Source organism: Arhodomonas sp. KWT2, assembly GCF_041949875.1.
GTDB classification, from domain to species: Bacteria; Pseudomonadota; Gammaproteobacteria; order Nitrococcales; family Nitrococcaceae; genus Arhodomonas; species Arhodomonas aquaeolei.
Map to the genome: position 1 here is coordinate 87,240 of NZ_JBHFPQ010000043.1, position 24,696 is coordinate 111,935.

22 protein-coding genes and 1 pseudogene are annotated in these 24,696 nt (G+C 69.9%); 11 read left to right on the forward strand and 12 right to left on the reverse strand.

The window, feature by feature from the left end; all coding sequences use genetic code 11:
- Nucleotides 1-52: 52 nt before the first annotated feature.
- On the forward strand, nt 53-1,843 hold the full coding sequence (locus tag ACEZHJ_RS09715; RefSeq protein WP_163138642.1) for an SLC13 family permease: 1,791 nt from the start codon (nt 53-55) through the stop codon (nt 1,841-1,843).
- A gap of 40 nt (nt 1,844-1,883) precedes the next feature.
- Here the strand turns inward: ACEZHJ_RS09715 and ACEZHJ_RS09720 are convergent, their stop codons facing one another.
- The 6 genes and pseudogenes from ACEZHJ_RS09720 to tadA all read right to left on the reverse strand — a co-directional run.
- Complete coding sequence (locus tag ACEZHJ_RS09720; protein WP_018718204.1) at nt 1,884-2,228, reverse strand: histidine triad nucleotide-binding protein; 345 nt, start codon at nt 2,226-2,228, stop codon at nt 1,884-1,886.
- 62 nt (nt 2,229-2,290) lie between these two features.
- Nucleotides 2,291-2,614 carry a YnfA family protein gene (locus ACEZHJ_RS09725; RefSeq protein ID WP_018718205.1) on the reverse strand — a complete coding sequence of 108 codons (324 nt, stop codon included), beginning with the start codon at nt 2,612-2,614 and terminating at the stop codon, nt 2,291-2,293.
- 10 nt (nt 2,615-2,624) lie between these two features.
- Nucleotides 2,625-3,563 carry a LysR family transcriptional regulator gene (locus ACEZHJ_RS09730; protein ID WP_018718206.1) on the reverse strand — a complete coding sequence of 313 codons (939 nt, stop codon included), beginning with the start codon at nt 3,561-3,563 and terminating at the stop codon, nt 2,625-2,627.
- Nucleotides 3,564-3,573: 10 nt separating this feature from the next.
- Nucleotides 3,574-4,044, reverse strand: a complete 471-nt coding sequence (locus ACEZHJ_RS09735) for a YbaK/EbsC family protein (RefSeq protein ID WP_018718207.1) — start codon at nt 4,042-4,044, stop codon at nt 3,574-3,576.
- A complete protein-coding gene (locus tag ACEZHJ_RS09740) occupies nt 4,028-4,426 on the reverse strand; it encodes an N-acetyltransferase (protein ID WP_240466047.1) in 399 nt (132 codons plus the stop codon). Before ACEZHJ_RS09740 ends, ACEZHJ_RS09735 begins: the two co-directional genes overlap by 17 nt.
- 117 nt (nt 4,427-4,543) lie before the next feature.
- Nucleotides 4,544-5,023, reverse strand: a pseudogene (gene tadA / locus ACEZHJ_RS09745) (tRNA adenosine(34) deaminase TadA); the annotation flags it as partial.
- A 348-nt stretch (nt 5,024-5,371) separates the two neighbouring features.
- On the opposite strand from tadA, the gene ACEZHJ_RS09750 reads away from it, so the two are divergent.
- Nucleotides 5,372-5,962: a LysE family translocator gene (locus ACEZHJ_RS09750; RefSeq protein ID WP_205599687.1), complete on the forward strand. Its 591-nt coding sequence runs from the start codon at nt 5,372-5,374 to the stop codon at nt 5,960-5,962.
- On the opposite strand, the gene ACEZHJ_RS09755 is transcribed toward ACEZHJ_RS09750, so the two are convergent.
- Entirely contained in the window at nt 5,947-6,780 is an 834-nt protein-coding gene (locus tag ACEZHJ_RS09755) for an AraC family transcriptional regulator (RefSeq protein ID WP_163138640.1), read from the reverse strand. The genes ACEZHJ_RS09750 and ACEZHJ_RS09755 overlap by 16 nt on opposite strands.
- Nucleotides 6,781-6,969: 189 nt before the next feature.
- Between ACEZHJ_RS09755 and ACEZHJ_RS09760 the strand changes: the two genes are divergently transcribed.
- Nucleotides 6,970-7,839, forward strand: a complete 870-nt coding sequence (locus tag ACEZHJ_RS09760) for a hypothetical protein (RefSeq protein WP_375036470.1) — start codon at nt 6,970-6,972, stop codon at nt 7,837-7,839.
- A 235-nt stretch (nt 7,840-8,074) separates the two neighbouring features.
- Here ACEZHJ_RS09760 and guaA read toward each other — a convergent pair whose 3' ends face one another.
- A complete protein-coding gene (guaA, locus tag ACEZHJ_RS09765; RefSeq protein WP_163138637.1) occupies nt 8,075-9,652 on the reverse strand; it encodes a glutamine-hydrolyzing GMP synthase in 1,578 nt (525 codons plus the stop codon).
- A gap of 97 nt (nt 9,653-9,749) precedes the next feature.
- On the opposite strand from guaA, the gene ACEZHJ_RS09770 reads away from it, so the two are divergent.
- Nucleotides 9,750-10,553, forward strand: a complete 804-nt coding sequence (locus ACEZHJ_RS09770) for a RimK family alpha-L-glutamate ligase (protein ID WP_018718213.1) — start codon at nt 9,750-9,752, stop codon at nt 10,551-10,553.
- A gap of 9 nt (nt 10,554-10,562) precedes the next feature.
- Here ACEZHJ_RS09770 and ACEZHJ_RS09775 read toward each other — a convergent pair whose 3' ends face one another.
- Together ACEZHJ_RS09775 and guaB are read right to left on the reverse strand one after the other, a co-directional pair.
- Nucleotides 10,563-11,768: an MFS transporter gene (locus tag ACEZHJ_RS09775; RefSeq protein ID WP_205599686.1), complete on the reverse strand. Its 1,206-nt coding sequence runs from the start codon at nt 11,766-11,768 to the stop codon at nt 10,563-10,565.
- Nucleotides 11,769-11,784: 16 nt separating this feature from the next.
- Nucleotides 11,785-13,254 carry an IMP dehydrogenase gene (gene guaB, locus ACEZHJ_RS09780; RefSeq protein WP_163138636.1) on the reverse strand — a complete coding sequence of 490 codons (1,470 nt, stop codon included), beginning with the start codon at nt 13,252-13,254 and terminating at the stop codon, nt 11,785-11,787.
- A 218-nt stretch (nt 13,255-13,472) separates the two neighbouring features.
- Between guaB and ACEZHJ_RS09785 the strand changes: the two genes are divergently transcribed.
- From ACEZHJ_RS09785 to ACEZHJ_RS09815, 7 genes are all read left to right on the forward strand, one after another.
- The gene (locus ACEZHJ_RS09785) at nt 13,473-14,663 is read left to right on the forward strand and encodes a cation diffusion facilitator family transporter (protein WP_163138635.1); all 1,191 of its coding nucleotides are present in this window, start codon (nt 13,473-13,475) and stop codon (nt 14,661-14,663) included.
- Nucleotides 14,664-14,674: 11 nt separating this feature from the next.
- Nucleotides 14,675-15,139, forward strand: coding sequence for a flavodoxin family protein (locus tag ACEZHJ_RS09790; protein ID WP_163138634.1), 465 nt, complete (start codon nt 14,675-14,677; stop codon nt 15,137-15,139).
- 101 nt (nt 15,140-15,240) lie between these two features.
- On the forward strand, nt 15,241-16,644 hold the full coding sequence (gene xseA / locus ACEZHJ_RS09795; protein ID WP_163138633.1) for an exodeoxyribonuclease VII large subunit: 1,404 nt from the start codon (nt 15,241-15,243) through the stop codon (nt 16,642-16,644).
- A 149-nt stretch (nt 16,645-16,793) separates the two neighbouring features.
- On the forward strand, nt 16,794-19,994 hold the full coding sequence (gene putA / locus ACEZHJ_RS09800) for a bifunctional proline dehydrogenase/L-glutamate gamma-semialdehyde dehydrogenase PutA (RefSeq protein WP_163138632.1): 3,201 nt from the start codon (nt 16,794-16,796) through the stop codon (nt 19,992-19,994).
- A 161-nt stretch (nt 19,995-20,155) separates the two neighbouring features.
- On the forward strand, nt 20,156-21,628 hold the full coding sequence (gene putP / locus ACEZHJ_RS09805; RefSeq protein WP_163138631.1) for a sodium/proline symporter PutP: 1,473 nt from the start codon (nt 20,156-20,158) through the stop codon (nt 21,626-21,628).
- A gap of 247 nt (nt 21,629-21,875) precedes the next feature.
- Nucleotides 21,876-22,316: an NfeD family protein gene (locus ACEZHJ_RS09810; RefSeq protein WP_163138630.1), complete on the forward strand. Its 441-nt coding sequence runs from the start codon at nt 21,876-21,878 to the stop codon at nt 22,314-22,316.
- Nucleotides 22,317-22,362: 46 nt separating this feature from the next.
- Complete coding sequence (locus tag ACEZHJ_RS09815; protein ID WP_018718223.1) at nt 22,363-23,346, forward strand: SPFH domain-containing protein; 984 nt, start codon at nt 22,363-22,365, stop codon at nt 23,344-23,346.
- A 45-nt stretch (nt 23,347-23,391) separates the two neighbouring features.
- Here the strand turns inward: ACEZHJ_RS09815 and azu (ACEZHJ_RS09820) are convergent, their stop codons facing one another.
- On the reverse strand, nt 23,392-23,844 hold the full coding sequence (gene azu, locus ACEZHJ_RS09820; protein WP_163138629.1) for an azurin: 453 nt from the start codon (nt 23,842-23,844) through the stop codon (nt 23,392-23,394).
- A gap of 294 nt (nt 23,845-24,138) precedes the next feature.
- Nucleotides 24,139-24,591, reverse strand: coding sequence for an azurin (gene azu / locus ACEZHJ_RS09825; RefSeq protein WP_018718225.1), 453 nt, complete (start codon nt 24,589-24,591; stop codon nt 24,139-24,141).
- Nucleotides 24,592-24,696: the final 105 nt, after the last annotated feature.

Here is a 24,696-nt window from a genome sequence, read left to right on the forward strand (position 1 = left end):
CGCGCGGTGCCCGTGCCGGAGCGCCGGCAGCCATCACACCGGGAGGAACGCGTTGACCTGGGAAGCCTGGCTCACGATCGCCGTCGTGCTCGCCGTGATCATCGGCCTCGCGCGCAACGCCGCCTCCCCCACCACCCTGCTGTTCGGCGCCCTCGGCGTGCTCATGACCGCCACCGCGCTCACCGGCACCGACCAGCTGCTCGCCCCCGCCGAGGCCGTGGCCGGCTTCGGCAACCCGGGCCTGGTGACCGTGGGGCTGCTGTTCGTGGTGGTCGCCGGACTGGTGCGCACCGGGGCGCTCGCGATCATCAGCGAGCCCATCGTGGGCAGGCCGCGGCGGCTGCTAAGCGCCCAGCTGCGGCTGCTGCCGCCGGTCTCCGGGCTGTCGGCATTCCTCAACAACACCCCGGTGGTCGCGATGTTCCTGCCGGTGGTGAGCGACCTCGCCAAACGTACGCGTCTGCCCGCCTCGCGGCTGTTCCTGCCACTGTCCTACGCCTCGATATTCGGCGGCATGTGCACCCTGATCGGGACCAGCACCAACCTGGTGGTCGCCGGACTGATCCAGGGCGAGCCGGCGGTGGCCCCGGTCGCGCTGTTCGACCTCGCCTGGGTAGGCGTGCCCGTGGCCCTGCTGGGGCTGGTCTACATCCTGGTCGCGAGCCCCCGGCTGCTGCCGGACAACCGCGCCGCGCTGGACATCGACGCAGACCCCCGGCGCTACACCGCGGAGGTGGTGGTCGACCCGGACGGGCCGCTGGTGGGACGCAGTATCGAGCAGGCGGGCCTGCGCCACCTGCCCGGCCTGTTCCTCGCGGAGATCGAGCGCGACGGCCAGGTCCTGCCCGCGGTTGCCCCCAGCGAGCGGCTCCAGGCCGGCGACCGGCTGGTCTTCGCCGGGGTGGTGGAATCGGTGGTGGACCTCCAGCGCATGCGCGGCCTCCAGCCCGCCACCGACCAGGTGCACAAGCTTCAGGGCCGGCGCGACCAGCGCTGCATGGTCGAGGCGGTGGTCTCCAACGAGTGTCCGCTGGTGGGCAGCAGCATCCGCGCCGGGCGCTTCCGCAGCGAATACAACGCCGCCGTAGTGGCGGTGGCCCGTGGTGGCCGGCGCCTGTCCGGCAAGATCGGCGACATCGTGCTGCAGGCCGGCGACACGCTGCTGCTGGAGACCCACCCGAGCTTTCTCCAGCGCCAGCGCAACGGCCGCGACTTCTTTCTGGTCAGCCAGGTGGAGGATTCCGCACCCCGCCGCCACGACAAGGCCTGGATCGCGCTCGGGCTGCTCGCCGCCATGGTCGCCGCGGCCGCCAGCGGCGTGCTCACGATGCTCAACGCCGCCCTGCTCGCCGCCGGCGGCATGGTCCTCACCGGCTGCACCAGCAGCGCCGAGGCCCGGCGGCACGTGGACTGGTCCGTCCTGCTGGTGATCGGTGCGGCACTGGGCGTGGGCCAGGCGATGGCCAACAGCGGCGCCGCCACCACTCTCGCCGACGCGCTGGTGAGCGCGGCCGGGGGACGGCCCTGGCTGGTGCTGCTCGCGGTGTTCGCGGTCACCTCGCTGTTCACGGAGATGATCACCAACAACGCCGCCGCGGTGCTGGTCTTCCCGGTGGCGCTGTCGGCGGCGCAGGGCCTGGGGGTGAACCCCACACCGTTCATGATCTGCCTGATGATCGCCGCCTCGGCGAGCTTCTCCTCGCCACTGGGCTACCAGACCAACCTGATGGTCTTCGGCCCCGGCGGCTACCGCTTCGCGGACTACCTCCGCTTCGGCCTGCCGCTCAACCTCCTCACCATGGCGGTGGCGGTGACGATCGCACCGCTGGTCTGGCCGTTCTAGCGGCCGCGGAGCGGGCGCCCGCGGCCGACGCGATCCCGGGTCAGCCCACCACCATCGGCCCCATGGGACGACCGCCCATGAGATGGACGTGCAGGTGATAGACTTCCTGGCCACCGTGCTCACGGCAGTTGACCAGCAGCCGGTAACCGGACTCCGCGATCCCCTCGCGGCGGGCGAGATCGCGCGCCACCACCACCATGTGCCCGATCAGCGCCTCGTCCTCGTCGGCGATGTCGTCCACCGTCTCGATGACCTTGTTCGGCACGATGAGGATGTGTGTCGGCGCCTTGGGCGCGATGTCACGGAAGGCGGTGACCCGATCGTCCTGGTAGACGATGTCCGCGTCCATCTCGCCGTCGACGATCTGCTTGAAGATATTCGCCATGGATCGACTCCTGTCGTTTGCCGGGCCGCCATTCTACATCGCCCCCGGCCCGGCGTAGGTGCTCAGGCGGCGCGCGGGGCGAACATGATGATTGCCATCCCGGTCAGTGCCACCGCGGAACCGAGCAGATCCCACGCGGTCGGCCGAATCCCGTCCACAGCCCACAGCCAGACCACGGCGGTGGCGACGTAGACCCCGCCGTAGGCCGCGTAGACCCGCCCTGCCGCGGTGGGGTGGAGAGAAAGCAGCCAGACGAACAGCGCGAGGCTCGCGGCCGCCGGCAGCAGGAGCCACGGGCTGCGTCCCTCGTTGAGCCAGAGATACGGCAGGTAACAGCCGGCGATCTCCGCCAGCGCCGTCACCACGAAAAGCGCCAGGGTATTCACCTCGGCGGCCTCACTCCGGCAGCGACACCGGGCGGATGCCGCGCAGGGTCTCGCCGGTGAGCCGGCGCGCGGCGGCGATGAAGCCGCTCAGGTACGGCAGCGTGGCCTCCTCCTCGCGCACCGCGGCATAGAGCGTGCTCCACAGCCCGCCGGGCCCGAGCCGGCAGACCTGGATCTGGCCCCGGGCGAGGTGCTCCTCCAGCGCCCAGCTCGGCATCGCGGTCACGCCGCGGCGGCTCGCCACGAGCTGGACGATCATCACCGAGAGCTCGGAGGTACGCACCGCCGCGGGCGCCACACCGGCCGGGTCCAGGAAACGGCTGAACACGTCCAGCCGCGACCGGCACACCGGGTAGGTGATCAGGGTCTGGTCCGCCAGGTCCTCGGGCTCGATGTGGTCCTGGGCGGCGAGCGTGGAGCCCGCGGGCACGGCCAGCTGGACCTCGTGGCGGAACAGCGGCGAGTAGTGAATGCCGGTGAGCGCCGGGTCCGGGTCGGAGGTGATAACCATGTCGATATCGCCGCGCACCAACGCCGGCAGCGGGTGGAAATTGAACCCCATGGACAGGTCCATCTCCACCTCCGGCCAGCGCTCGCGGTAGCGTTCCATCGTGGGCAGCAGCCACTGATAGCAGCTGTGGCACTCGATCGCGAGGTGAAGCCGCCCGCCCTGGCCCGCGGCCAGGTTGTTGAGCCGCTGCTCGACGGTCTCCACCTCCGGGAGCACGCGGTCGGCGAGCTCCAGCAGCATCTGCCCTGCCGGGGCGAGGCGCAGCGGCCGCGAGCGGCGGAAGAACAGCTCCGCGCCGACGCGGGACTCAAGCCCCTTGATCTGGTGAGAGAGCGCGCTCTGGGTGAGATTCAGCCGCTCCGCCGCGGCGACCAGGCTGCCCGTCTCGCAGATCGTCTTCAGGCTGCGCAGATGCCGCAGCTCCAGCCAACCGCCCATCATTCCTCCGCTATCGCGTCACGCGGGCCCGTGTCCCGCCGGTGAGTTCGGGCAGCGCCGAGGGCGCCACGGGGAAGACCGCGAACGGCGAGCCCGCCGCGGCCCAGACACGCTCGAAGCGCCACAGCGCGTCGTCCAGCCAGCAGCGCAGCCTTTCCGGATGGCCTACCGGGGGGACACCGCCGATGGCGAAGCCGGTATGCTCGCGCACGAACGCGGCATCCGCGCGGCCGATGCCCTCGCCGGCGAGCTCGGCCAGCAGCACCTCGTCCACGCGCCGGTCGCCGCTGGCGATGACCAGCAGCGCATCACCGCTGTCGACACCGCGGAAAACCAGGCTCTTCGCGATCTGGCCGACGTCCACGCCCAGCGCCGCGGCGGCCTCGGCCGCGGTGCGGGTGGACTCGTCCACCGACTCGATGGTGACCTCGCGGCCACGCTCGGCGAGCGCCCGCGCCACCCGTTCAGGTCCCTTCGCCATTCTCGTCCTCCGTGTCCAGCGGCAGGGTCAGTATGCGCTGCGGCCCCGCCGGTCCGCCGTGATAGAGCGCCCCCGTGTCGCGGAAACCGAAACGCCGGTACGCCGCCTCGGCCTTGTCGTTGCGCAGGTTCACCGTCAGGCTCAGCCACCGATAGCGCCGGGCCGCGATCGCGACGATCCCGCGCAGCGCCCGGGTCGCCACACCCCGCCCCTGATGACGGCGGTCGATGCGCAGCCCCTCCAGCCAGGCCTCGTCGCCGCGCCGTCCGGGATAGTCCACACCCTGTACCGGCGGCACCAGCGCCATCAGCCCCACCGGCCGGCCGCCGGCCTCGATGCCGTACAGCGCCTCGGCATAACCCTCGCGGAAGTGGCGCCGCATCAGCGTCGGCGCGTCGCTCACGAATGCCCCCTGGCCCTCGCCCACCGCGACGCCCTCGTAGCCGTGGGCATTCTCCGGGGTCAGCCGGACCAGCCGCACCGCCGGCCGCGAGGCGGCGCGCCGGGCACGGAAGAAGCGCTGCAGCCGCTCGCCGCAGGCATCGGCCATCACCCCGCCGTCGACCTGCAGGCGATGATTGTGACTGGCGTGCCCGTGCAGCGCCAGCGCGCCGCCGCAGGCGCCGGTCTTCGGGTCCGCGGCGCCGAAGACCACGCGGCGCACCCGCGCGTGGACCAGCGCCCCCACGCACATGGGGCAGGGCTCCAGGGTCACGTAGAGCGTGGCGTCGGGCAGGCGGTAGGCGGCACGCCGACGGGCGGCGTCGCGCACCGCCACGATCTCCGCGTGGGCCGTGGGGTCGTGGTCGGCGATGGGCCGGTTCCAGCCCTCGCCGATCACGCTCCCGTCGCCGGCGACCACCACCGCCCCCACGGGCACCTCGCCCGCCTCGGCGGCACGCCCGGCAAGGGCCAGGGCGCGGGCCATGAAGCCCTCGTCCGCCGCGGCGCCGGCCTCGGATGACGCGTCGTCGTTCACGGCACCGCGGGGACGGCCCGGCCGCCGACGGACATCACACCCCGCCCGGTCGTCAGCTGGTCACCCAACCCGGCATGGTCAAGGGGTTTCACGGTGATCGACCCGGGATTCATAACGTCGCTTTGCCATCAACGGCACACATCTTCTGCTGGCGTGGGAGAGGGAGCGCTTCGCGGGGAGACGACTCTGCTCGACACCGTCATCAATCGGCCTCAAGGATACAGGAAGCCGGCGGGCGTTGTCCGCCGCCCCGCCCCCGTCGCGCCCGGTAGCAATCCCGTTCAATACACCGGCCGCGCGGCGTTCCAGCCTGGCCGGCACGAGATCAAGACACCGAGGACATCCCCCATGACCGTGACCCTGTCGCTGTCCATGGCCGCCTTCGCACTGGCGGCCTCCCTTTCCCCCGGCCCGGTGAACCTGGTGGCGCTGAGCGCCGGGACACGGCATGGATTCCGGGCTAGCCTGCGCCATGTCACCGGCGCGACGGTCGGCTTCACCCTGCTGCTGGTGCTGATCGGTCTGGGCCTTCACCGGCTGATGGTCCGCTGGCCGGGCATTATCGAGGGGGTACGCTGGGCCGGCGTGGCCTTCCTGCTCTACCTGGCCTGTCGCCTTGCGGCGGACGACGGCCGCCTGGAGACGGCCGCCCCCGCGGCGGCGCCGTCATGGCTGGTGGGCGCGACCATGCAGTGGCTCAACCCCAAGGCCTGGCTGGCCTCGATGGCTGGCATGGGGGCCTATGCGGCGGGCGGTGACCTCGGCCTGGTGGCGTGGTTCGCGACCCTGTTCTTCGTGATCTGCTACCTGTCGATCGGCTGCTGGGCCTATGCCGGTGCCCACCTGAGGCGGTTCCTGGACCGTCCGGCGAGGGTGCGCCTGTTCAATCGCGGCATAGCGGTGCTGCTGGCGGCGAGTGCGCTCTATCTGCTGCTGTGACCCGCGGCATACTGTCCCGGCGTGGCCGCCTGCAGACGCTTGAAGGTGCGCTGGAAGTGTGCCTGATCGGCGAAGCCGCAGTCCGCGGCGACCTCGGCGATGGGACGGCCACGGCGCACCTGGCGACGAGCGAACCGAACGCGCCGGTCGGTGAGGAAGGCGTGGGGCGTCAGCCCGAAGTGGGCCTTGAAGCATCGCACCAGGTGGGAGCGGGACAGGCCGGCGACACGGCAGATGTCGTCCAGCCCGATGGCCTCCGTACAGTGGGTGTCGATGTAGTCCGCCGCGCGACGCAGACCGAGGGGGTCGTTACCGGATGGTGGCATCCTCGGTGTGAGGCAGCGCTGCATCTCCACGACCAGCGCGGTGGCCTCGGTTTCCCTGGCCAGGCGACCGGCATCCGGATCGAAGAGGGTGTCGCAGAGGGTCGTCAGGCGCCGATACAGGGCCGGGTGGCGACTCGAGCGGGCAGTGTATAGCTGTACGTCGAGGTGGCCGGGCGCACCGAGTTCCCGCTGCAGTGCGCCGAGCCAGGCGGTGTCCAGGTAGAGCATGTCGTACGACCAGGGGCGCTCGTCGATGGGATTGCAGGCATGCACCGCTTCGGGATTCATGACCACCACGGTACCGGGGGCGACCGTTTCGGCATGGCCCTGGTTCCAGTACGTGCTGTTGCCGCCAGTAACCGCGCCGATGGAGAAGCTCTCGTGGCTGTGCCTGGCGTAGCAGACACGCCGGCCGTCCGTGACCCGACGGGCCTCGAGGAAGGGCAGCGCCGGATCACGCCAGAAGCGCGGATGGTCGTGACGAAGGCTCATGGGGCCCTCCCGGATCGATGGACTACAGCCTATGCGGTGTCGCCGGGAATGGCGAGCCCACACCGTGGACCAGGCGGCCGACAATTCCGATCTGGAGTCTATCGAGAAACATCAGGTGTAGGGCTTTCTGCCCTGCTGATACCATACCGCTCTTGAAGATGATCCCGGAACTGCTGGCAAGGAGCCGAGTTGGACACTGACAATCGCCCCTTGAGCGCACTGGAGCGATACCACGCCCGTTCGATTCATCTGCGCCTGATCCTCTTCAAGTGGCTTGCCCTGTTCTTCGGGGTTGTCCTTACGCTTCTCGGTCTCATGCTGCCTGTGGCATTTGCTTTCGACAGGCAGAGCGTTCCCCTTCCACTGCTCCTCCTCCTCGTCCTGCTGGACCTCGTTATCATAGCGCTGGGCCTTTTCATTACCGCCCATGGGCTGTGGCGGGATACAAAGCTGAGGGAAACAGCGACCCAGCTGCATGGCAAGCTGACCGAGAAGAAGCATACGGTGGTCAACCCCAATACCGGCAGCCGCACCACCCATCGCCTGTACTTTATCGACGATATTCAGATCTCCTGGCCGTCGGGATCCGAGACTGTCTACCTCCCGCTGGTCGGCCGTGACATCGAACTGACGGTCGCAATGATCGATGTGAAAAGCCGGAACAGGCTCAAGGCGTTACGCCAGCGCGTGGGTATCGACAAGCTCGCCGGGCCCGGGAAACACCCTTCGGGGATCGCGGTCGTACTCAACTACCGGCAGGCAGTCAATATCCACGGGGTGCTCGATAAATATGGACACAATTACCTGCTTGGCTATCAGCTCAGGTGGGCCATCGGGGCCGGCCTTTTCGTGGCACTGACCTTTTTCCTCCTGATGCAGCCCTACACGTTAACCTTTCTCAGCCAGACCAATTTTCTCCTGATGCTTCTGGTGCTCATCGGTTACGCGATAGGAGGGGCCCTAGCCATGGGCCTCGTCATTGAAGGTTACCAGAAGCTGCGCAAGCGGCTTGATCCCGACTATGACGATACGCCCCACGAGGAGAGACTGAAGGGATAACTGGTGACTCCGATCCACGGAAACACCGCTTCATTCCGTTCCGGCGGCATCGGACCGCGGTCACGGATGCCCCCGCCTGGCCTGCAACCCATTGCTCGTGCGTACGCCCCCCGGCAGTCCTTCGAACGCTCCAGCGGGACCGTTCCCGATGCGATCTCCCCTGTTTGAAACATCGCCGATTCCCGGAACGACACACCCTCGCCCGGCGGATCTTCAAGCCGCTCCCGACGTGTAATCACTCCCACTCGATGGTCGCCGGCGGCTTGCCGGAGATGTCGTAGACCACGCGGGAGATGCCCTCGATCTCGTTGATGATGCGCCGCGAGACGTGGTCCAGGAACTCGTAGGGCAGGTGTGCCCAGCGCGCGGTCATGAAGTCAACGGTCTCCACCGCCCGCAGCGCGATCACGTACTCGTAGCGGCGGCCGTCGCCGGTCACGCCCACGGACTTCACCGGCAGGAACACGGCGAATGCCTGGCTGACCTGCTCGTAGTGACCGCCGGCACGCAGCTCCTCGATGAAGATGGCGTCCGCCTGGCGCAGGGGATCGGTGTATTCCTTGCGCACCTCGCCGAGGATGCGCACGCCGAGGCCCGGCCCGGGGAAGGGATGACGGTGGATCATCTCCGCGGGCAGACCGAGCTCCAGGCCGATGCGCCGGACCTCGTCCTTGAACAGCTCGCGCAGCGGCTCCAGCAGCTTGAGGTTCATCTTCTCCGGCAGCCCGCCCACGTTGTGGTGGGACTTGATCACGTGGGCCTTGCCGGTGGCCGCGCCGGCGGACTCGATGACGTCCGGGTAGATGGTGCCCTGGGCGAGCCACTGGACGTTCTCGAGCCGGCCCGCCTCCTCGTCGAAGACGTCGATGAAGGTGTTGCCGATGATCCGGCGCTTGTCCTCCGGGTCGTCGACACCGGCGAGGCGGTCGAGGAAGCGGTCCTCGGCGTCGACGTGGATCACGCGCACGCCCATGTGCCGGGCGAAGGTGGCCATGACCTGCTCGCCCTCGTCGAGGCGCAGCAGGCCGTTGTCCACGAACACGCAGGTGAGCTGGTCGCCGATGGCCTTGTGCAGCAGCGCGGCGACCACGGAGGAATCGACGCCGCCGGAGAGCCCGAGCAGGACGTTCTCGTCGCCCACCTGCTCGCGGATACGGGCGACGTTGTCCTCGATGATGTTGCCCGCCGTCCAGTCGCCGGCGCAGCCGCAGATCTCGTGGACGAAGCGCGAGAGGATGCGCTGGCCCTGGGCGGTGTGGGTGACCTCGGGGTGGAACTGCACGCCGTAGTAGCCGCGCTCATCGTCGCCCATGCCGGCAATCGGGGCGCTGTCGGTGCTGGCGACGACCTTGAAGCCCTCCGGCAGCGCGCTGACGCGGTCGCCGTGACTCATCCACACGTCCAGCAGCCCGTAGCCCTCGGGGCTCGCGTGATCCTCGATATCGCGCAGCAGCCGGGAATGGCCGCGGGCGCGTACCCGCGCGTAGCCGAACTCCTTGTGCGAGGACGGCTCCACGGCGCCTCCGAGCTGGGCGGCCATGGCCTGCATGCCGTAGCAGATACCGAGCACCGGCACCCCGAGCTCGAAGACCGCCGCGGGGATCCGCGGGGTGTCGGCGAAGTGCACGGACTCCGGGCCGCCGGAGAGGATCACGCCGCTCGCCCCGAAGCCGCGGACGGCCTCCCCGGTGCAGTCGCAGGGGTGGATTTCGCAGTACACGCCCGCCTCGCGCACCCGCCGGGCGATGAGCTGGGTGTACTGGGAGCCGAAGTCGAGTACGAGGATGCGGTGGGCGTGGATATCCTGGGTCATGGGCTGTTCCGGAATCTCGGGAATGGGGGTAGACTTCGCGCGCGAATTCGAATTGCGAAGGATACCGTATAGAGGCGTCACGCACGATACGACAGCCATGAATCTGATCACCTTCAACGCCTACCGCGCCCTGGGCCTGCCCGGCGTGCGTTACCTCCGCCCGGAGTCCTTCCCCGCCTGCCGCAGCGAGCTCCTCGACGCCGACTGGCTCCTCTTCCCCGAGTACTGGCAGGTCAACGCCCTCGTCTACGCGATGCAGCGGCGGATCTTCCCGAGTCCGGCGAGCTATCACCTCGGCCACGACAAGATCGAGATGACCCGTGCCCTGCAGGCGGCCTTCCCGGCCCACGTGCCCGAGACCCTCATCCTCCCGGCGAACGCCCTCGCCGTGGAGCAGGCACTCGACGTGCTCGGGCTGCCGCTGGTGGCGAAGGTCCCGCGCAGCTCCATGGGCCGGGGCGTGGCGCTGATCGACAGCGCCGCGGCGCTGCGTGCGTGGGCGGCGGAGCACGACGTGCTCTACGTGCAGGAGGTCCTGCCGGCGCAGCGCGACCTGCGCGTGGTCTACGTCGGCGACCGGGTGGTGACGGCCTACTGGCGCGAGGGCGCCGAGGGCGCGTTCCACAACAACGTCGCCCGCGGCGGGCGGCTGGTGTTCGACGACGTCCCCGACGCGGCGGTGGCGCTGGTCGGGCGCATGGCACGGCACCTGGGCATCGATCACGCGGGCTTCGACCTGCTCACCGTGGGCGGCCACTTCTACGTGCTGGAGTTCAACGTGTTCTTCGGCAACGAGGGGCTCAACGCGGCGGGCGTCCCGCTCGCACGCCATATCCTCGACTATCTCCGCGACGGCAACCGCACGCCGCCGGGAGACACGCCCCTGCGGCTCGCCGGCTGACGCCCGGGTTCAGGCCGCCGGGCGCAGCAGCCGCCGCGCGGCGATCAGCCCCAGCAGCGGACCGATCACCAGCGGCGTGAGCAGGTAGCGCGCCGGCAGCACGAACTGCAGCCAGTCCAGCAGGCCGAGGGTGACGATGCTGATGGCGAAGCCGACCGAGTTCACCAGCGTCAGCGCCGAGCCCACGAGCTCGCGGGGGGCATTGGCGGCGTTCAGCGTCGAGAACTGGGGCGAATCGCCGGCGACGGCAATCCCCCAGACCAGCAGGATCCCGACGAAGGCCGTCGGTCCGGCCTGGAAGATCAGCGGCGAGAGTGCGCAGCACACCCCCGAGACGAGGAGCTGCACCCAGGCAACCCGGCCGCTGCCCCACCGCCGCGCCAGCAGGCCGCCGCCGGCGCAGCCCAGCGCCCCCATGGCGATCACGCCGAAGGCCAGCAGCGGGATCGCCCGGGGATCGCTGCCGTGGGCGGCGAACCACACCGGCGCGAACGCCCAGAACGCGTAGAGCTCCCACATGTGGCCGAAATAGCCGAACGCCGAGGCACGGAAGGCCGGGGAGCGGAAGGCGAGGAACACACCGCCGAAGCGCACCGGCCCGCTGCGGGCGAGGTGCGGCCCCTCCGGGGCCAGGGCCATCACCGCGCCGGCCACCACCCCGGCCAGCGAGGTCGCGGCGATCACCAGCGGCCACAGGGCGCCCGGCAGGATGCTGCGCAGCAGGTGGCCGGAGGCGGTGCCGAGCACCAGTGCCCCCACCAGGAAGCCCAGCGCCCGGCCCAGCCCCTCCCGGTACCAGCCGGCGGCGATCTTCATCCCCACCGGATAGATCCCGGCGAGGCACACCCCGACGACGAACCGGGCCACCACGACGGCGACGGCCTGGTCCGCGAGGGGGATCACCGCGGCGTTGGCAGAGGCACCGGCCAGCGCCGCGACCAGGAAAACCCGGCCGGGGTGGAAACGGTCCGCCACCGCCAGCAGCGCGTTGACGAGGGTGCCGGCGATGAAGCCGAGCTGCACCGCGGCGGTGACCCAGCCCACACCGCCGGGGACGTCCCAGTGCGCCTGCAGTGCCGGCATCACCGCGTTGGGCGCGAACCACATGGACGTGGCCAGCAGCTGGGCGGCCACGATGGCGGGCAGGAACCAGCGGGGGCGCCCGGCGGCGTCCGTGCCCCCGCTGTGGTGCCCCCGCTGTGTCCGGCGATCCACGCGCGTTCGCCCGGGTTCAGTCGACCCGGTAGTTCGGCGCTTCCTTGATGATGTTCACGTCGTGGACGTGGCTCTCGCGCACGCCGGCACCGGTGATGCGCGTGAACTCCGGACGGGTGCGGAAGTCCTCGATGGTGGCGCAGCCGCAGTAGCCCATGCTGGCACGCAGGCCGCCCATGAGCTGGTGGACGATGGCCGTGAGGCTGCCCTTGTAGGGCACGCGCCCCTCGATGCCCTCGGGCACGAGCTTCTCGACGCTGTCGGCCTCCTCCTGGAAGTAGCGGTCGGAGGAGCCCTGGGCGCCGGACATGGCACCGATGGAGCCCATGCCGCGGTAGGACTTGTACGAGCGGCCCTGGTAGAGCTCGACCTCGCCGGGGGCCTCCTCGGTGCCGGCGAACATGCTGCCCATCATCACCGCGTGGGCGCCGGCGACGATGGCCTTCGCCATGTCCCCGGAGTAGCGCACGCCGCCGTCGGCGATCACCGGCAGCCCCGAGCCCTCAAGCTCGCCGGCGACGTTGGCGATGGCGGTGATCTGGGGCACGCCCACGCCGGCGATCACGCGGGTGGTGCAGATCGAGCCGGGTCCGATGCCGACCTTCACCGCGTCGGCGCCGGCCTCGTAGAGCGCGCGGGCGGCGTCCGCGGTGGCGATGTTGCCGGCGATCACCTGCATGTCCGGATAGGTCCGCTTGATCCAGCGCACCCGGTCGGCGACGCCGCGGCTGTGGCCGTGGGCGGTGTCCACCACCACCACGTCGGCACCGGCCTCGACCAGCGCGTCGACGCGCTCCTCGGTGCCGGAACCGGTGCTCACGGCAGCGCCGACGCGCAGCCGGCCGTGCTCGTCCTTGCAGGCGAGCGGGTAATCGCGGGACTTCTGGATATCCTTGACGGTGATCATGCCGCGGAGCTGGAAGTCGTCGTTGACCACCAGCAGCTTCTCGATACGATTCTGGTGCAGCAGCTCCAGGATCTCGTCGCGCTCGGCCCCCTCGCGCACGGTGACCAGGCGGTCGCGCCCGGTCATCGCCTCGGTGACCGGTGCGTCCAGGCGCCGCTCGAACCGCAGGTCACGGCTGGTCACGATGCCCGTGAGATTGCCGGCGCCATCCACCACCGGAACGCCGGAGATGCCGTGCTGGCGGGTGATCTCGAGGACCTCGGCGATGGTGGTCTCCGGCGGCACCGTGATCGGCTCCTTGATGATGCCGCTCTCGAACTTCTTGACCTGGCGGACCTCCCGGGCCTGGGCCTCGGGGGTCATGTTCTTGTGCACGATGCCGACACCGCCCTGAGCCGCCAGCGCGATCGCGAGGCGGGCCTCGGTGACCGTGTCCATGGCCGCGGAGACCAGCGGGATGTTGAGCTCGATGCCCCGGGTCAGCCTGGAACCGAGGTCGGCGTCGCGGGGCAGGACGTCGGAATAGGCCGGAAGGAGGAGGACGTCGTCGAAGGTCAGGGCTTCCTGGGCGATTCGCATACGGCGGGCACCTGCTCGTCATGGCGGGATTGATGAATAACCGGCCATTATAGTCCGCGCGCGAGTCACGGTAAACGCGCGCGGCCCGCGCGGAGAGACGCCCGCCGGCCCCACCGCGACGACGGTGCACACGGCATCGCCCGTCCCCGGCCCTGGTAGTATCATCCGCGGACGGCGGGCGCCTCACCGCCCCATTCACGAGCCGCCGATACGGGACCATGAACGAGTCAGACACCGACACCGCCGCAACGCAAGACAACCGACGCGACGCCGAGACGCGGGAGGCCCACCGGGTCACACTGCTCGGCGCGGGCATCGACACGGCCATCGGTGTTGCCAAGGTCGTCGCCGGCGCGCTGGTGGGCTCCGCTGCACTGATCGCCGACGGTATTCACTCGTTCTCGGACGTGCTCACCGATGCGTTCGTGATCGCCGCCACCCACTTCGGCCGGCGCGGGCCGGACAGCAATCACCCCTACGGCCACGGCCGTATCGAGACCCTCGCGACACTGTGGCTCGGCAGCGTGCTGATCTTCGTCGCCGGCGGCATCGCGTGGGCGAGCATCTCCCGCCTGGTCCACGGCACACCGGTGCACGCCCCCGGCGCCTGGGCGATCGGGGTCGCGGTGATCGGCCTCGTCTCCAAGGAGTGGATCTACCGCTACACCCTCGCTGTCGCCCGCCGGATCGGCTCGCGGTTGCTCGAGGCCAACGCCTGGCACTCACGCTCTGACGCCCTCTCCACCGTCGTCGTGCTCCTCGGCCTGATCGGGGCGCAGTTCGGGATCGGCTGGCTTGACGCCGTCGCCGCCACGGTGGTGGGCATCATGGTCGGACAGATCGGTGGCCAGCTGCTGTGGGAATCCAGCCAGGAGCTGGTGGACACGGCACTGCCGGAGGCCGAGCAGGAGACCATGCGCGAGGTCGCGGAGGCCGTCGAGGGCGTGCGCGGCGTCCACGAGCTGCGCACCCGCACCCTCGGCAGCGAGGTCGTCGCGGACCTGCACATCGTCGTGCCCGCAAGGGTCACCGTCTCCGAGGGCCACGAGATCGGCAACGAAGTTGCCCGGCGCCTGCGCGAGTCATTCCCGCGGCTCACCGACGTCACCTTCCACATCGATCCCCAGGATGACGAGGCCAAGCCGGAGCACGGCCTGCGCCCCGGCCTGCCCCTGCGGCGGGACGTGGAGGGCGAGCTGGAGGCGGTCTGGTCCGGTTTACCCGCCTGGCGGGACCGCGTGGCGCTGGACCTGCACTACCTCGACAACGAGATCGACATCTCGCTGTACGTCGACGACCTCCCGGACGGCCAGGACCTGCACCAGGCAGCCGCCGTGCTGCGCGAAGCCGCCCGGGGACTCGAATGGATCGGCGACCTGCGCGTCTGGAAGGGCCCCGGCCGGGGCTGAGGGGAGGGATCATGGCCCGCCGCCTGCTGATCGTCGCCCACGCACCCTCCCCCAACACCCGGACGCTGCTGGAGGCCGCCGAACGCGGCGCGCGCAGCCCCGAGGTATCCGGGGTGGAGGTCGAGGTGTCCGCGCCGCTGGAGACGGGCCCGGAGTCCGTTCTCGCCTGCGATGCCATCCTGCTCGGCACCACCGAGAACCTCGGCAGCATGAGCGGCGCGCTCAAGGACTTCTTCGACCGCTGCTACTACCCGGTGCTGGAGCGCCAGCAGGGCCTGCCCTGCGCGCTGTACATCCGCGCCGGCCGGGACGGCACCGGCACCCGGCGCCAGGCCGAGACCATCATCACCGGCCTGCGCTGGCGCTGGGTGCAGCCGCCGCTGATCCTGCAGGGCACGTGGGACCCGGCCTTCGCCGATCAGGTCGAGGAGCTGGCGGAGGGCCTCGCCGCAGGGCTGGAGACCGGCATCATCTGAACGCAGCCTTGACGGCGGCCGCCGGACGGTCCGGCGGTTGCGCTGTGCAGCATCATCCGTGCTTGCCCGGGCACACCCCGACCTTGGTATTCTTCCCGCCCATGGTCGACAACGCGCCGCCGCCACAGGACGTCTACACCGTCTCCCGGCTCAACCGCGAGGTGAAGCTGCTGCTGGAGAGCGGCTTCCCCCTGCTCTGGGTCGAGGGCGAGGTCTCCAACCTGGCACGTCCACGCTCCGGCCACATCTACTTCAGCCTCAAGGACAGCGAGGCGCAGGTGCGCTGCGCCATGTTCCGCAACCGCAACCTCCACCTGCGCTTCCGCCCGGCGGACGGGACGCGCGTGATCGCACGCGTTCGCGTGAGCCTCTATCCCGCCCGCGGCGAGTTCCAGCTCATCGTCGAGCACATGGAGCCGGCCGGCGACGGCGCACTGCGGCAGGCCTTCGAGCAGCTCAAGGCGCGGCTCGACCGCGAGGGGCTGTTCGCCGCCGAACGCAAGCGCGCCCTGCCGTCGCGGATCCGGCGCCTGGGGGTGGTCACCTCGCCGACCGGCGCGGCGATCCGCGACGTGCTCCACGTGCTCCGGCGGCGCTTCCCCGGCATGCATGTCATCGTCTACCCGGTACCGGTCCAGGGCGAGGGCGCGGCAGAGGCCATCGCCGCACGGCTGGCCCAGGCGGGCCGCCGCGGCGAGGTCGACACGGTCCTGCTCACCCGGGGCGGCGGCTCGCTGGAGGACCTCTGGGCGTTCAACGAGGAGGTCCTCGCCCGCGCGATCGCCGCCTGCCCGCTGCCGGTGGTCTCCGCCGTGGGCCACGAGGTGGACGTCACCATCTCCGACCTGGTCGCCGACCAGCGCGCACCGACCCCCTCCGCCGCTGCCGAGCTCCTCTCGCCGGACGCGGCAACGCTGCGCCAGGCGGTCGTCGAGCGGCGCCGCCGCCTCATCGCCGCCATGCGCGATGTGCTCCACCGGCGGCGCACGACACTCACCGGGGTGGACCACCGGCTGCGCCTGCAGCATCCCGGCCGGCGCCTGCAGGAGCGCGCCCAACGGCTCGACGAGCTGGAGCAGCGCCTCGCCGGCGCACAGCGGCGGGCCATCGCCACGCGGCGGCAGCACCTGGCCGGCCTGGCCCGCCGGCTCGCGCCCCACGATCCGCGCCGGCGGATCCCGGAGCGGCGCGAGCGCGTGGACGAGCTCACCCGGCGGCTGGGCAACGGTGTCCGGCGCACACTGGCCGCCAAACGCACCGGCCTGACACACCAGATGCACGCCCTCCAGGCCGTCAGCCCCCTGGCAACCCTGGAGCGCGGCTACGCCATTGTCGCCGATGCCGGAAATGGCGTGCCGCTTCGTGACGCCACCGAGGCGGGCGACGGCACCCGGGTGCTGGCCCGGCTCTCCCGCGGCGAGCTCCTCTGCCGGGTGGAGTCGCACCGGCCGGCCGGCGGGGAGACGCTGCTGCCCGCACCGGACAATCCGGACTCCACGGCGTGAACGCGCCGGAGGACCCGACAATCGCCGTGGGAGGCACCAGCCGTCACCCCACGGCATAGCGATGCCAAAACGTCTAGGATGGTGCGATCGGCCCGGACTGCCGGACCGCAGCACCGATATGAGCCGTATCAACCCTTAACGAGGCGCCCATGCACTTCGAGAAACCCTCTGTTGTCGACCACCCGCTGTACCAGCCCGTCATCTCCGCCTATCGCTGTGACGAGACGGCGCACGTGCGCAAGCTGCTGGACGCCGCGGATCTGCCCGCCGAGTCCAAGGAGCGCATCGCCGAACGCGCCCGGGGCCTGGTCCAGGAGGTCCGGCGCAACAGCCGCGACAGCGGTATCGACGCGTTCATGCACGAATACGAGCTCTCCAGCCAGGAGGGGGTCGTGCTCATGTGCCTGGCCGAGGCGATGCTGCGGGTGCCGGACGCGGAGACGGTCGACAAGCTCATCGAGGACAAGATCGGCGGCTCCAACTGGGAATCGCACCTCGGCGCGAGCACCTCGTGGTTCGTCAACGCCTCGACCTGGGGCCTGATGCTCACCGGCCGCGTGCTCAAGAGCCAGGACAACCCGGAGCGCAACTTCCGCACCATCATGCACCGGATGGTCCGGCGCAGCGGCGAGCCCGTGATCCGCCAGGCGGTGCGCCAGGCCATGCGCATCATGGGCCGGCAGTTCGTGATGGGCCGCACCATCAACGAAGCGCTCAAGCGCGCCCGCCCCCTGGAGAAGGAGGGCTACCGCTACTCCTACGACATGCTCGGCGAGGCCGCCCGCACCGAGGCGGACGCCCTGCGCTACTTCGAGGACTACCGCCAGGCCATCGAGGCGATCGGCGCCGTCGCCGGCGACCGCGGTCCGTACGACTCCCCCGGGGTGTCGGTGAAGCTCTCCGCGCTGCACGCGCGCTACGAGCTCAGCCACCGCCGCCGCGTCATGGAGGAGCTGCTGCCACGGCTGCGCGACCTCTGCCGGCTGGCCGCCCACCACGACATCAACCTCACCATCGACGCCGAAGAGGCCGCGCGCCTGGACCTGTCCATGGAGATCATCGAGATGGTCTCCTCGGACCCGGAGCTGGGCGACTGGCAGGGCCTCGGCCTCGCCGTGCAGGCCTACCAGAAGCGCGCCTTCCCGCTGCTGGACTGGCTCGCCGACCTGGCACGGCGCCACGGCCGGCGCTTCATGGTGCGGCTGGTCAAGGGCGCATACTGGGACACCGAGATCAAGATCGCCCAGGAACAGGGCCTCGACGGCTACCCGGTGTTCACCCGCAAGGCGAACACCGACGTCGCCTACCTGGCCTGCGCGCGCAAGATGCTCGCCGACCGCGAGGCGTTCTACCCGCAGTTCGCCACCCACAACGCCCACACCCTCGCCTACGTGCTGGAGGTGGCCGGCGATAACCGCGACTTCGAGTTCCAGCGCCTGCATGGCATGGGCGAGGCGCTCTACGACCAGATCGTCGGCGAGGACAACCTAGACCTGCCCTGCCGCATCTACGCCCCGGTGGGCAGCCACGAGGACCTGCTTGCCTACCTGGTGCGCCGGCTGCTGGAGAACGGCGCGAACAGCTCCTTCGTCAACCGCATCGTCGACGAGAAGACCCCGGTGGACGAGATCATCGCCGACCCCATCGCCCAGGTCCGTCGTCACCATACGATCCCGCACCCGCGGATCCCCCTGCCCGCGGACATCTACGGGCCGGAGCGGCGCAACTCCATGGGCGTGGACATCAGCGACATCACCCACCTGAACTGGCTGCACGAGGGCATGCAGCGCGCCGACGCGATGGACTGGCAGGGTGGCCCGATCATCGGCGGCAGCACCCGGCTCGGCGAGGGCGAGGCGGTACGCGCCCCGGCGGACCGCACCCGCGTGGTCGGCCAGATCACCTGGGCCACGCCCCAGGACGTGGAGGACGCCATCGCCCGCGCCCAGCGCGCCTTCGACGACTGGGACCGCACCCCGGCGAGCGAGCGCGCCGCCTGCATCGAGCGCTACGCGGACCTCCTCGAGGCCGAGATGCCCACGCTGATCGCCCTGTGCGCCCGTGAGGCGGGCAAGCACATCCCCGACGGCATCGCCGAGGTGCGCGAGGCGGTGGACTTCTGCCGCTACTACGCAGCCCAGGCCCGGCGGGAGTTCGACGGTCCCATGCCCCTGCCCGGCCCCACCGGCGAACGCAACACCATCGAGCTGCGCGGCCGCGGCGTGTTCGTGTGCATCAGCCCGTGGAACTTCCCGCTGGCGATCTTCACCGGCCAGGTGACCGCCGCCCTGGCGGCCGGCAACGCGGTGATCGCCAAGCCCGCGGAGCAGACCAGCCTGATCGGCCACTACGCCGTCAGCCTGCTCCACCGCGCCGGCATCCCCGGCGACGTGCTCCAGCTGCTGCCCGGCGACGGCCCCACCGTGGGCGCGCCGCTGGTGGCGGATCCGCGCATCTCCGGCGTGGCCTTCACCGGCTCCGTGCCCACCGCCCGCGGTATCAACCAGACCCTGGCCCAGCGCGACGGGCCGATCCTGCCGCTGATCGCCGAGACCGGTGGCCAGAACGCGATGATCGTGGACTCCTCGGCGCTGCCGGAGCAGGTCGTCGCGGACGTGCTCAAATCGAGCTTCCAGAGCGCCGGCCAGCGCTGCTCCGCGCTGCGGGTGCTCTACGTGCAGGAGGACATCGCCGACAAGCTGCTGGTGATGCTGCGCGGCGCCATGGCGGAGCTCAGCATCGGCGACCCGTGGTCGCTCGCCACCGATGTCACCCCGGTGATCGACGAGGACGCCCGGCGGATGCTGAGCGAGCACGCGGAGCGCATGGAGAAGGAGGCGACCCTGCTGCACCGCTGCGAGCTCCCCGTCAACGGCGGCAGCGGCACATTCTTCCCCGCCCAGGCCTACCAGCTCGAGAGCATCGAGCAGCTCGGCGAGGAGAAGTTCGGCCCGATCCTGCACGTGGTCCGCTTCCGCGCCCGGGACATCGACCGCGTCGTCGACGAGGTCAACGCCATGGGCTACGGGCTCACCTTCGGCATCCACAGCCGCATCGACACCACGGTGAACCGCGTGGTCTCGCGGATGAAGGTGGGCAACGCCTACGTGAACCGCAACATGATCGGCGCGGTGGTCGGCGTGCACCCGTTCGGCGGCGAGGGGCTCTCCGGCACCGGCCCGAAGGCCGGCGGCCCGCGCTACCTCTACCGCTTCGCCACTGAGCGGGCGCTATCCATCGACACCACCGCCGCCGGCGGCAACGCCTCGCTGATGTCGCTGGAGGACGAGGGCACCGGGGAATCCGGCGAGAACCTGCTGCTGCCCGAACCGCAGCGCTTCAACGAGTAACCACCCACACGAGAGACGCGACAACGAGCAAAAGGGGATCCCCATGGAAGACGCACTGACCACGGCCACCTGGTTCTGGCTGCTCGTGCCCATGCCGCTGTGCGTGGCGCTGTCCGTCATCACCTGGCTCGGTGCACGCCGGGGCTAGAGGAGGCGAGGCGATGGAAGTCACGATGAATCTCCCGACGGTGACCACGTTCGTGGTCTACCTGGTGGCGATGATGGCCATCGGCATCGCCGCCTACCGCCTGACCAGCAACATGTCCGACTACGTCCTCGGCGGACGCAGCCTCAACGCCGGCGTGGCGGCCCTGTCCGCCGGCGCCTCGGACATGAGCGGCTGGCTGCTGCTCGGCCTGCCCGGTGCGATGTACGCCTCGGGCATGAACCAGATCTGGATCGCCATCGGCCTGACCATCGGCGCCTACCTGAACTGGCAGTTCGTTGCCCGGCGGCTGCGCGTCTATACGGAGGTCGCGGACGACGCCATCACCGTGCCCGACTACCTGGAGCGGCGCTTCGACGACACCAGCAAGATCCTGCGGGTGATCTCGGCGGCGGTCATCCTGCTGTTCTTCGCCTTCTACACCTCCTCCGGGCTGGTGGCCGGGGCGAAGCTGTTCGAGGCGAGCTTCGGGCTGTCCTACACCGCTTCGCTGTGGATCGGCGGCCTGGTGATCATCTCCTACACCTTCCTCGGGGGTTTCCTGGCCGTCTCGTGGACCGACTTCATCCAGGGCATCCTGATGTTCCTGGCCCTGGTCATCGTGCCCCTGGTCGGCATCCAGGCGATGGGCGGCTGGGGGTCCACGGTCTCCCAGGTCGGCAGCATGGACCCGAGCTTCAACGATGCCCTGAGCGGCATGACCCTGTTCAGCATCGTCTCGCTCATGGCCTGGGGGCTCGGCTACTTCGGCCAGCCGCACATCATCGTGCGGTTCATGGCGATCCGCAGCCATCACGACGTGCCCACCGCGCGGCTGATCGGCATCGCCTGGATGGTGCTCGGACTGTTCGGCGCCATCTTCACGGGCTACGTGGGCTACGCCTATTTCGCCGACAACCCGCTCCAGGACAGTGAGAAGGTGTTCATCCTGCTCTCCACCACGCTCGCCAACCCGTGGATCGCCGGCGTTCTGCTCGCCGCCATCCTCGCGGCGGTGATGTCCACCATCGACTCCCAGCTGCTGGTCTCCTCCAGCGCCCTCGCGGAGGACATCTACAAGCCGTTCGTCCGGCCCAACGCCACGCAGAACGAGCTCGTCTGGGTGGGACGCCTCGCGGTGGCGGGCATCGCGCTGATCGCTCTGATCATCGCCGGCAACCCGGACAGCAAGGTGCTGGGGCTCGTCTCCTACGCCTGGGGCGGCTTCGGCGCGGCCTTCGGCCCGGTGATCATCGGCTCGCTGTTCTGGCGGCGGATGACGCGCAACGGCGCCCTGGCGGGCATCATTGTGGGTGCCGTGACCGTGGTGGTCTGGAAACAGCTCTCCGGCGGCATCTTCGAGATGTACGAGATCCTGCCGGGCTTCGTGCTCTGCGCGGTGGCCATCGTAGTCGCGAGCCTCCTCGGCCAGCCCACCGGTCACATGACCGAGACCTTCGACAAGGCCGCAGCCGAGTGGCAGGGCTGACCCGCACCGCCATGCGGTGAACGGCGGATGGGGGCACCCCCATCTGCCGTTCACCCCCTACCGACGGGCACCGGGCGGGCATCCACCGACCGCTGCGCCCCCTCCCGACCCTGGTATGCATACGAACGGCTTCCCGCTATGCTGTGCGGACCCGGGCCGCCCCGGCCATGTCCCTGCGGAGGCCACTGCCGGCACGGGGCCAAACGATGCAACCAGGCCAGACCCACGCTCACGACAGGGAGATTTCATGGGCCTCGAGTTCGCCGCCTGGCACCTGTGGCTGATCGCCGCCCTCGCCGCCCTGCTGCTCGAGCTCCTCGCCGGCGGTGAGCTGTTCTTCCTGGCGCTGGCTGCCGGCCTCGCGGTCGGGGGCCTGGTCGCCGGATTCACCGGCTTTCCCCTGACCGTCCAGATTATTACCGCCGCGGTGGTCGACATGGCGCTAACGCCGCTGGTCATCCGGCGCGTCCGCCGCCGGCGCGAGCGTGTCCGGTACGCCGTCGCCGGCGAAGGCGGCGAGGCCGGCCGGATCTGCACCGTGATCGTCCGAAACGGCCGCGCGGTGATCCACCTGCGTCATGACGCCCTGCCCGTGCGCTTCGAGGACGGCAGCATCCCACCGGCGGACAGCCGTGTCCGCGTGCTGCGCATCGAGGGCATCACCGCCATCGTGGCGCCGGCGGACTGACGCCGACGCCACACCGCCCCCCGCAGAGACGAGGAGACTCACAACCATGGGCCTGACCATCGCGGGCATCCTGGCCGCCGTCGCCATCGCCGTCATCATCAAGGGCATCATGCTCGTTCAGCAGAGCGAGGCCGTGGTGATGGAACGGCTGGGTTCCTACAGCAAGACGCTGACTCCGGGTATCAACTGGGTCATCCCCTTCATCGACCGCCCGCGGGCGATCACCGTGCGCCGCTATCGCGAGAAAGGCGGGGAGATGACCGCCTTCGTCGAGCGGGTCACACGCATCGACCGCCGCGAGACGGTGCTGGATTTTCCCGGCCAGAACGTGGTCACCCGGGACAACGTGACCGTCACCGTCAACGGCGCACTGTACTTCCAGATCCTGGACCCGAAGATGGCCGTCTACGAGGTGGAGAACTTCATCCAGGCGGTGGAGGTGCTCGCCAAGACGTCCCTGCGCTCGGAGATCGGCAAGATGGAGCTGGACAAGCTCTTCGAGAGCCGGGACGAGGTTAACAACGCGCTGCAGACCACCATGGACGAGGTCGGCGACAAGTGGGGCGTGAAGGTCAACCGCGTGGAGATCCAGGATATCGCGATGCCCACGGAGGTCGAGGAGGCGATGCGACTCCAGATGGCCGCCGAGCGCAAGCGCCGCGCCACGGTCACCGAGGCCAACGGCCAGAAGGAAGCGGAGATCGCCCGCGCCGAGGGCGAGAAGCGCGCCGCCGTGCTCACCGCCGAGGGCGACCGGGAGGCGGCCATTCTGCGCGCAGAGGGCGAGAGCAAGGCGATCACCCGGCTGACCGAGGCCACCGGCGACGCCGCCGGCATGGACACCATCATCGGCTACCTGCTGGGGCTGGAGTACCTCAAGAAGCTCCCGGATATCGCCAAGGAGGGCGACCGCGTGCTCGTCCCCTACGAGTCTTCGGCCCTGCTCGGCGCCCTCAGCAGCTTCCGCGAGCTCGGCGGCAACGCCGAGGCGGCCCGCTCGTTCCTTGCCATGGGCGAGGGCTCGCGCTAGCACCAGTGGCGGGCGGGGCCGGCAACGGCCCCACCGCCGGCGCCGTCACTCCACGACGACGAGCTCGCCCTTCATCTGCGAGGCATGACCGGGGAAGGTGCAGTAGAAGCTGTAATTCCCGCCCTTCTCCAGCTTCGAGGGGTCGAAGGTCGTCGAGGTTTGCTCGCCACCGCCGATAAGGTCCGTCGCGGCGATCACGCGCTCGTCGCCGGGCTTCACGTAGCCGTTGTCCACGCCGGCGGTATTGCCCGCGTTCACCACGTCCCACATGTCGTTGGTCTCGCTGAGGACCCAGTCGTGGCCCATGGCCTGGAGCGAGAGGTCGCCCACGTGCTTGAGCACGACCTTGAACGTCTCGCAGGACTGGCTGACCTCGATATGCTCGGTGCTGAACTGCATGGCGTCGTTCGCTTCCACCGTGGCGGTGCAGTTGGCAGCGAAGCTCGCCGGCGCGGCGGAGAACAGCACCAGGGCGACGAGAAGACAGGAATAACGCATGGGAACCTCCTGAAGTGGGAGAGAGGAATGGCAATGGCCGAATCCGTGGCGATCCCCATGCTGCAACTTAGAACCATTCCACGTATTGATGGATATCAATCGCCACGTCGGGTCCGCCCTGGCCCCCGGCCCCGGGCAGGTGGTCGAGGCCACGGCACCCGAACAGCCACCGGTCCGCGCGAAGGGCGCCCCCGCGGACATCGCCGGGAGGAACCCGGCACCCCGGCGGGCCTCCGGGGTCGGGAGGGGCGCCGGCGGCGCGCCCCGGGCACCGCCGCCGGCCTGGGGAGCGGGTCAGTCCGTGACCACGAGCTTGCCGGTCATCACCGACGCGTGGCCGGGGAAGGTGCAGTAGAAGCTGTAATCCCCGCCCTCCTCCAGCTCGGAGGGATCGAAGGTCACCGTCGTCTGCTCGCCACCGCCGATGAGGTCCGTGGCGGCGATGACCCGCTCGTCGTCGGGCTTCACGTAACCCTTGTCGATGCCCGCGGCGATGCCGTCATTGACCACGCCCTGCTTGTCCGCGGTGGTGCTGAGGACCCAGTCGTGACCCATCGCCGCGCGGGGCAGCTGGCCGACGTGCTCGAGGGTCACGGTGAACGTCTCGCAGGACTGACTGACCTCGATGCGGTCGGTGTCGTACTGCATGGCGTCGTTGGCCTCGACGGTGACCTCGCACTGCGCCGCGAAGGCCGCCGGCGCCGCCAGCAGCAGTATCAGGGCTAAGAGGGCTCGAGGGTGGTGCATGGGTCGACCTCCTGGAAGGCTGTTGCTGAGAGATCGCCCCACCATACCCCCTAAAACGCGAACGCGAAATATTCTTATTAACAAAACGTGTCTGCGTATGTCTCG

Excerpts from the sequence above, each read along its gene's own strand:
- ACEZHJ_RS09720 (WP_018718204.1), bottom strand. The coding sequence starts at position 2,228 with ATGGCGAATATCTTCAAGCAGATCGTCGACGGCGAGATGGACGCGGAC.
- ACEZHJ_RS09730 (WP_018718206.1), bottom strand. The coding sequence starts at position 3,563 with ATGGGCGGTTGGCTGGAGCTGCGGCATCTGCGCAGCCTGAAGACGATC.
- ACEZHJ_RS09735 (WP_018718207.1), bottom strand. The coding sequence starts at position 4,044 with ATGGCGAAGGGACCTGAACGGGTGGCGCGGGCGCTCGCCGAGCGTGGC.
- ACEZHJ_RS09740 (WP_240466047.1), bottom strand. The coding sequence starts at position 4,426 with ATGCGGCGCCACTTCCGCGAGGGTTATGCCGAGGCGCTGTACGGCATC.
- ACEZHJ_RS09750 (WP_205599687.1), top strand. The coding sequence starts at position 5,372 with ATGACCGTGACCCTGTCGCTGTCCATGGCCGCCTTCGCACTGGCGGCC.
- ACEZHJ_RS09755 (WP_163138640.1), bottom strand. The coding sequence starts at position 6,780 with ATGAGCCTTCGTCACGACCATCCGCGCTTCTGGCGTGATCCGGCGCTG.
- guaA (WP_163138637.1), bottom strand. The coding sequence starts at position 9,652 with ATGACCCAGGATATCCACGCCCACCGCATCCTCGTACTCGACTTCGGC.
- ACEZHJ_RS09770 (WP_018718213.1), top strand. The coding sequence starts at position 9,750 with ATGAATCTGATCACCTTCAACGCCTACCGCGCCCTGGGCCTGCCCGGC.
- guaB (WP_163138636.1), bottom strand. The coding sequence starts at position 13,254 with ATGCGAATCGCCCAGGAAGCCCTGACCTTCGACGACGTCCTCCTCCTT.
- ACEZHJ_RS09785 (WP_163138635.1), top strand. The coding sequence starts at position 13,473 with ATGAACGAGTCAGACACCGACACCGCCGCAACGCAAGACAACCGACGC.
- ACEZHJ_RS09790 (WP_163138634.1), top strand. The coding sequence starts at position 14,675 with ATGGCCCGCCGCCTGCTGATCGTCGCCCACGCACCCTCCCCCAACACC.
- xseA (WP_163138633.1), top strand. The coding sequence starts at position 15,241 with ATGGTCGACAACGCGCCGCCGCCACAGGACGTCTACACCGTCTCCCGG.
- putA (WP_163138632.1), top strand. The coding sequence starts at position 16,794 with ATGCACTTCGAGAAACCCTCTGTTGTCGACCACCCGCTGTACCAGCCC.
- putP (WP_163138631.1), top strand. The coding sequence starts at position 20,156 with ATGGAAGTCACGATGAATCTCCCGACGGTGACCACGTTCGTGGTCTAC.
- ACEZHJ_RS09810 (WP_163138630.1), top strand. The coding sequence starts at position 21,876 with ATGGGCCTCGAGTTCGCCGCCTGGCACCTGTGGCTGATCGCCGCCCTC.
- ACEZHJ_RS09815 (WP_018718223.1), top strand. The coding sequence starts at position 22,363 with ATGGGCCTGACCATCGCGGGCATCCTGGCCGCCGTCGCCATCGCCGTC.
- azu (WP_163138629.1), bottom strand. The coding sequence starts at position 23,844 with ATGCGTTATTCCTGTCTTCTCGTCGCCCTGGTGCTGTTCTCCGCCGCG.
- azu (WP_018718225.1), bottom strand. The coding sequence starts at position 24,591 with ATGCACCACCCTCGAGCCCTCTTAGCCCTGATACTGCTGCTGGCGGCG.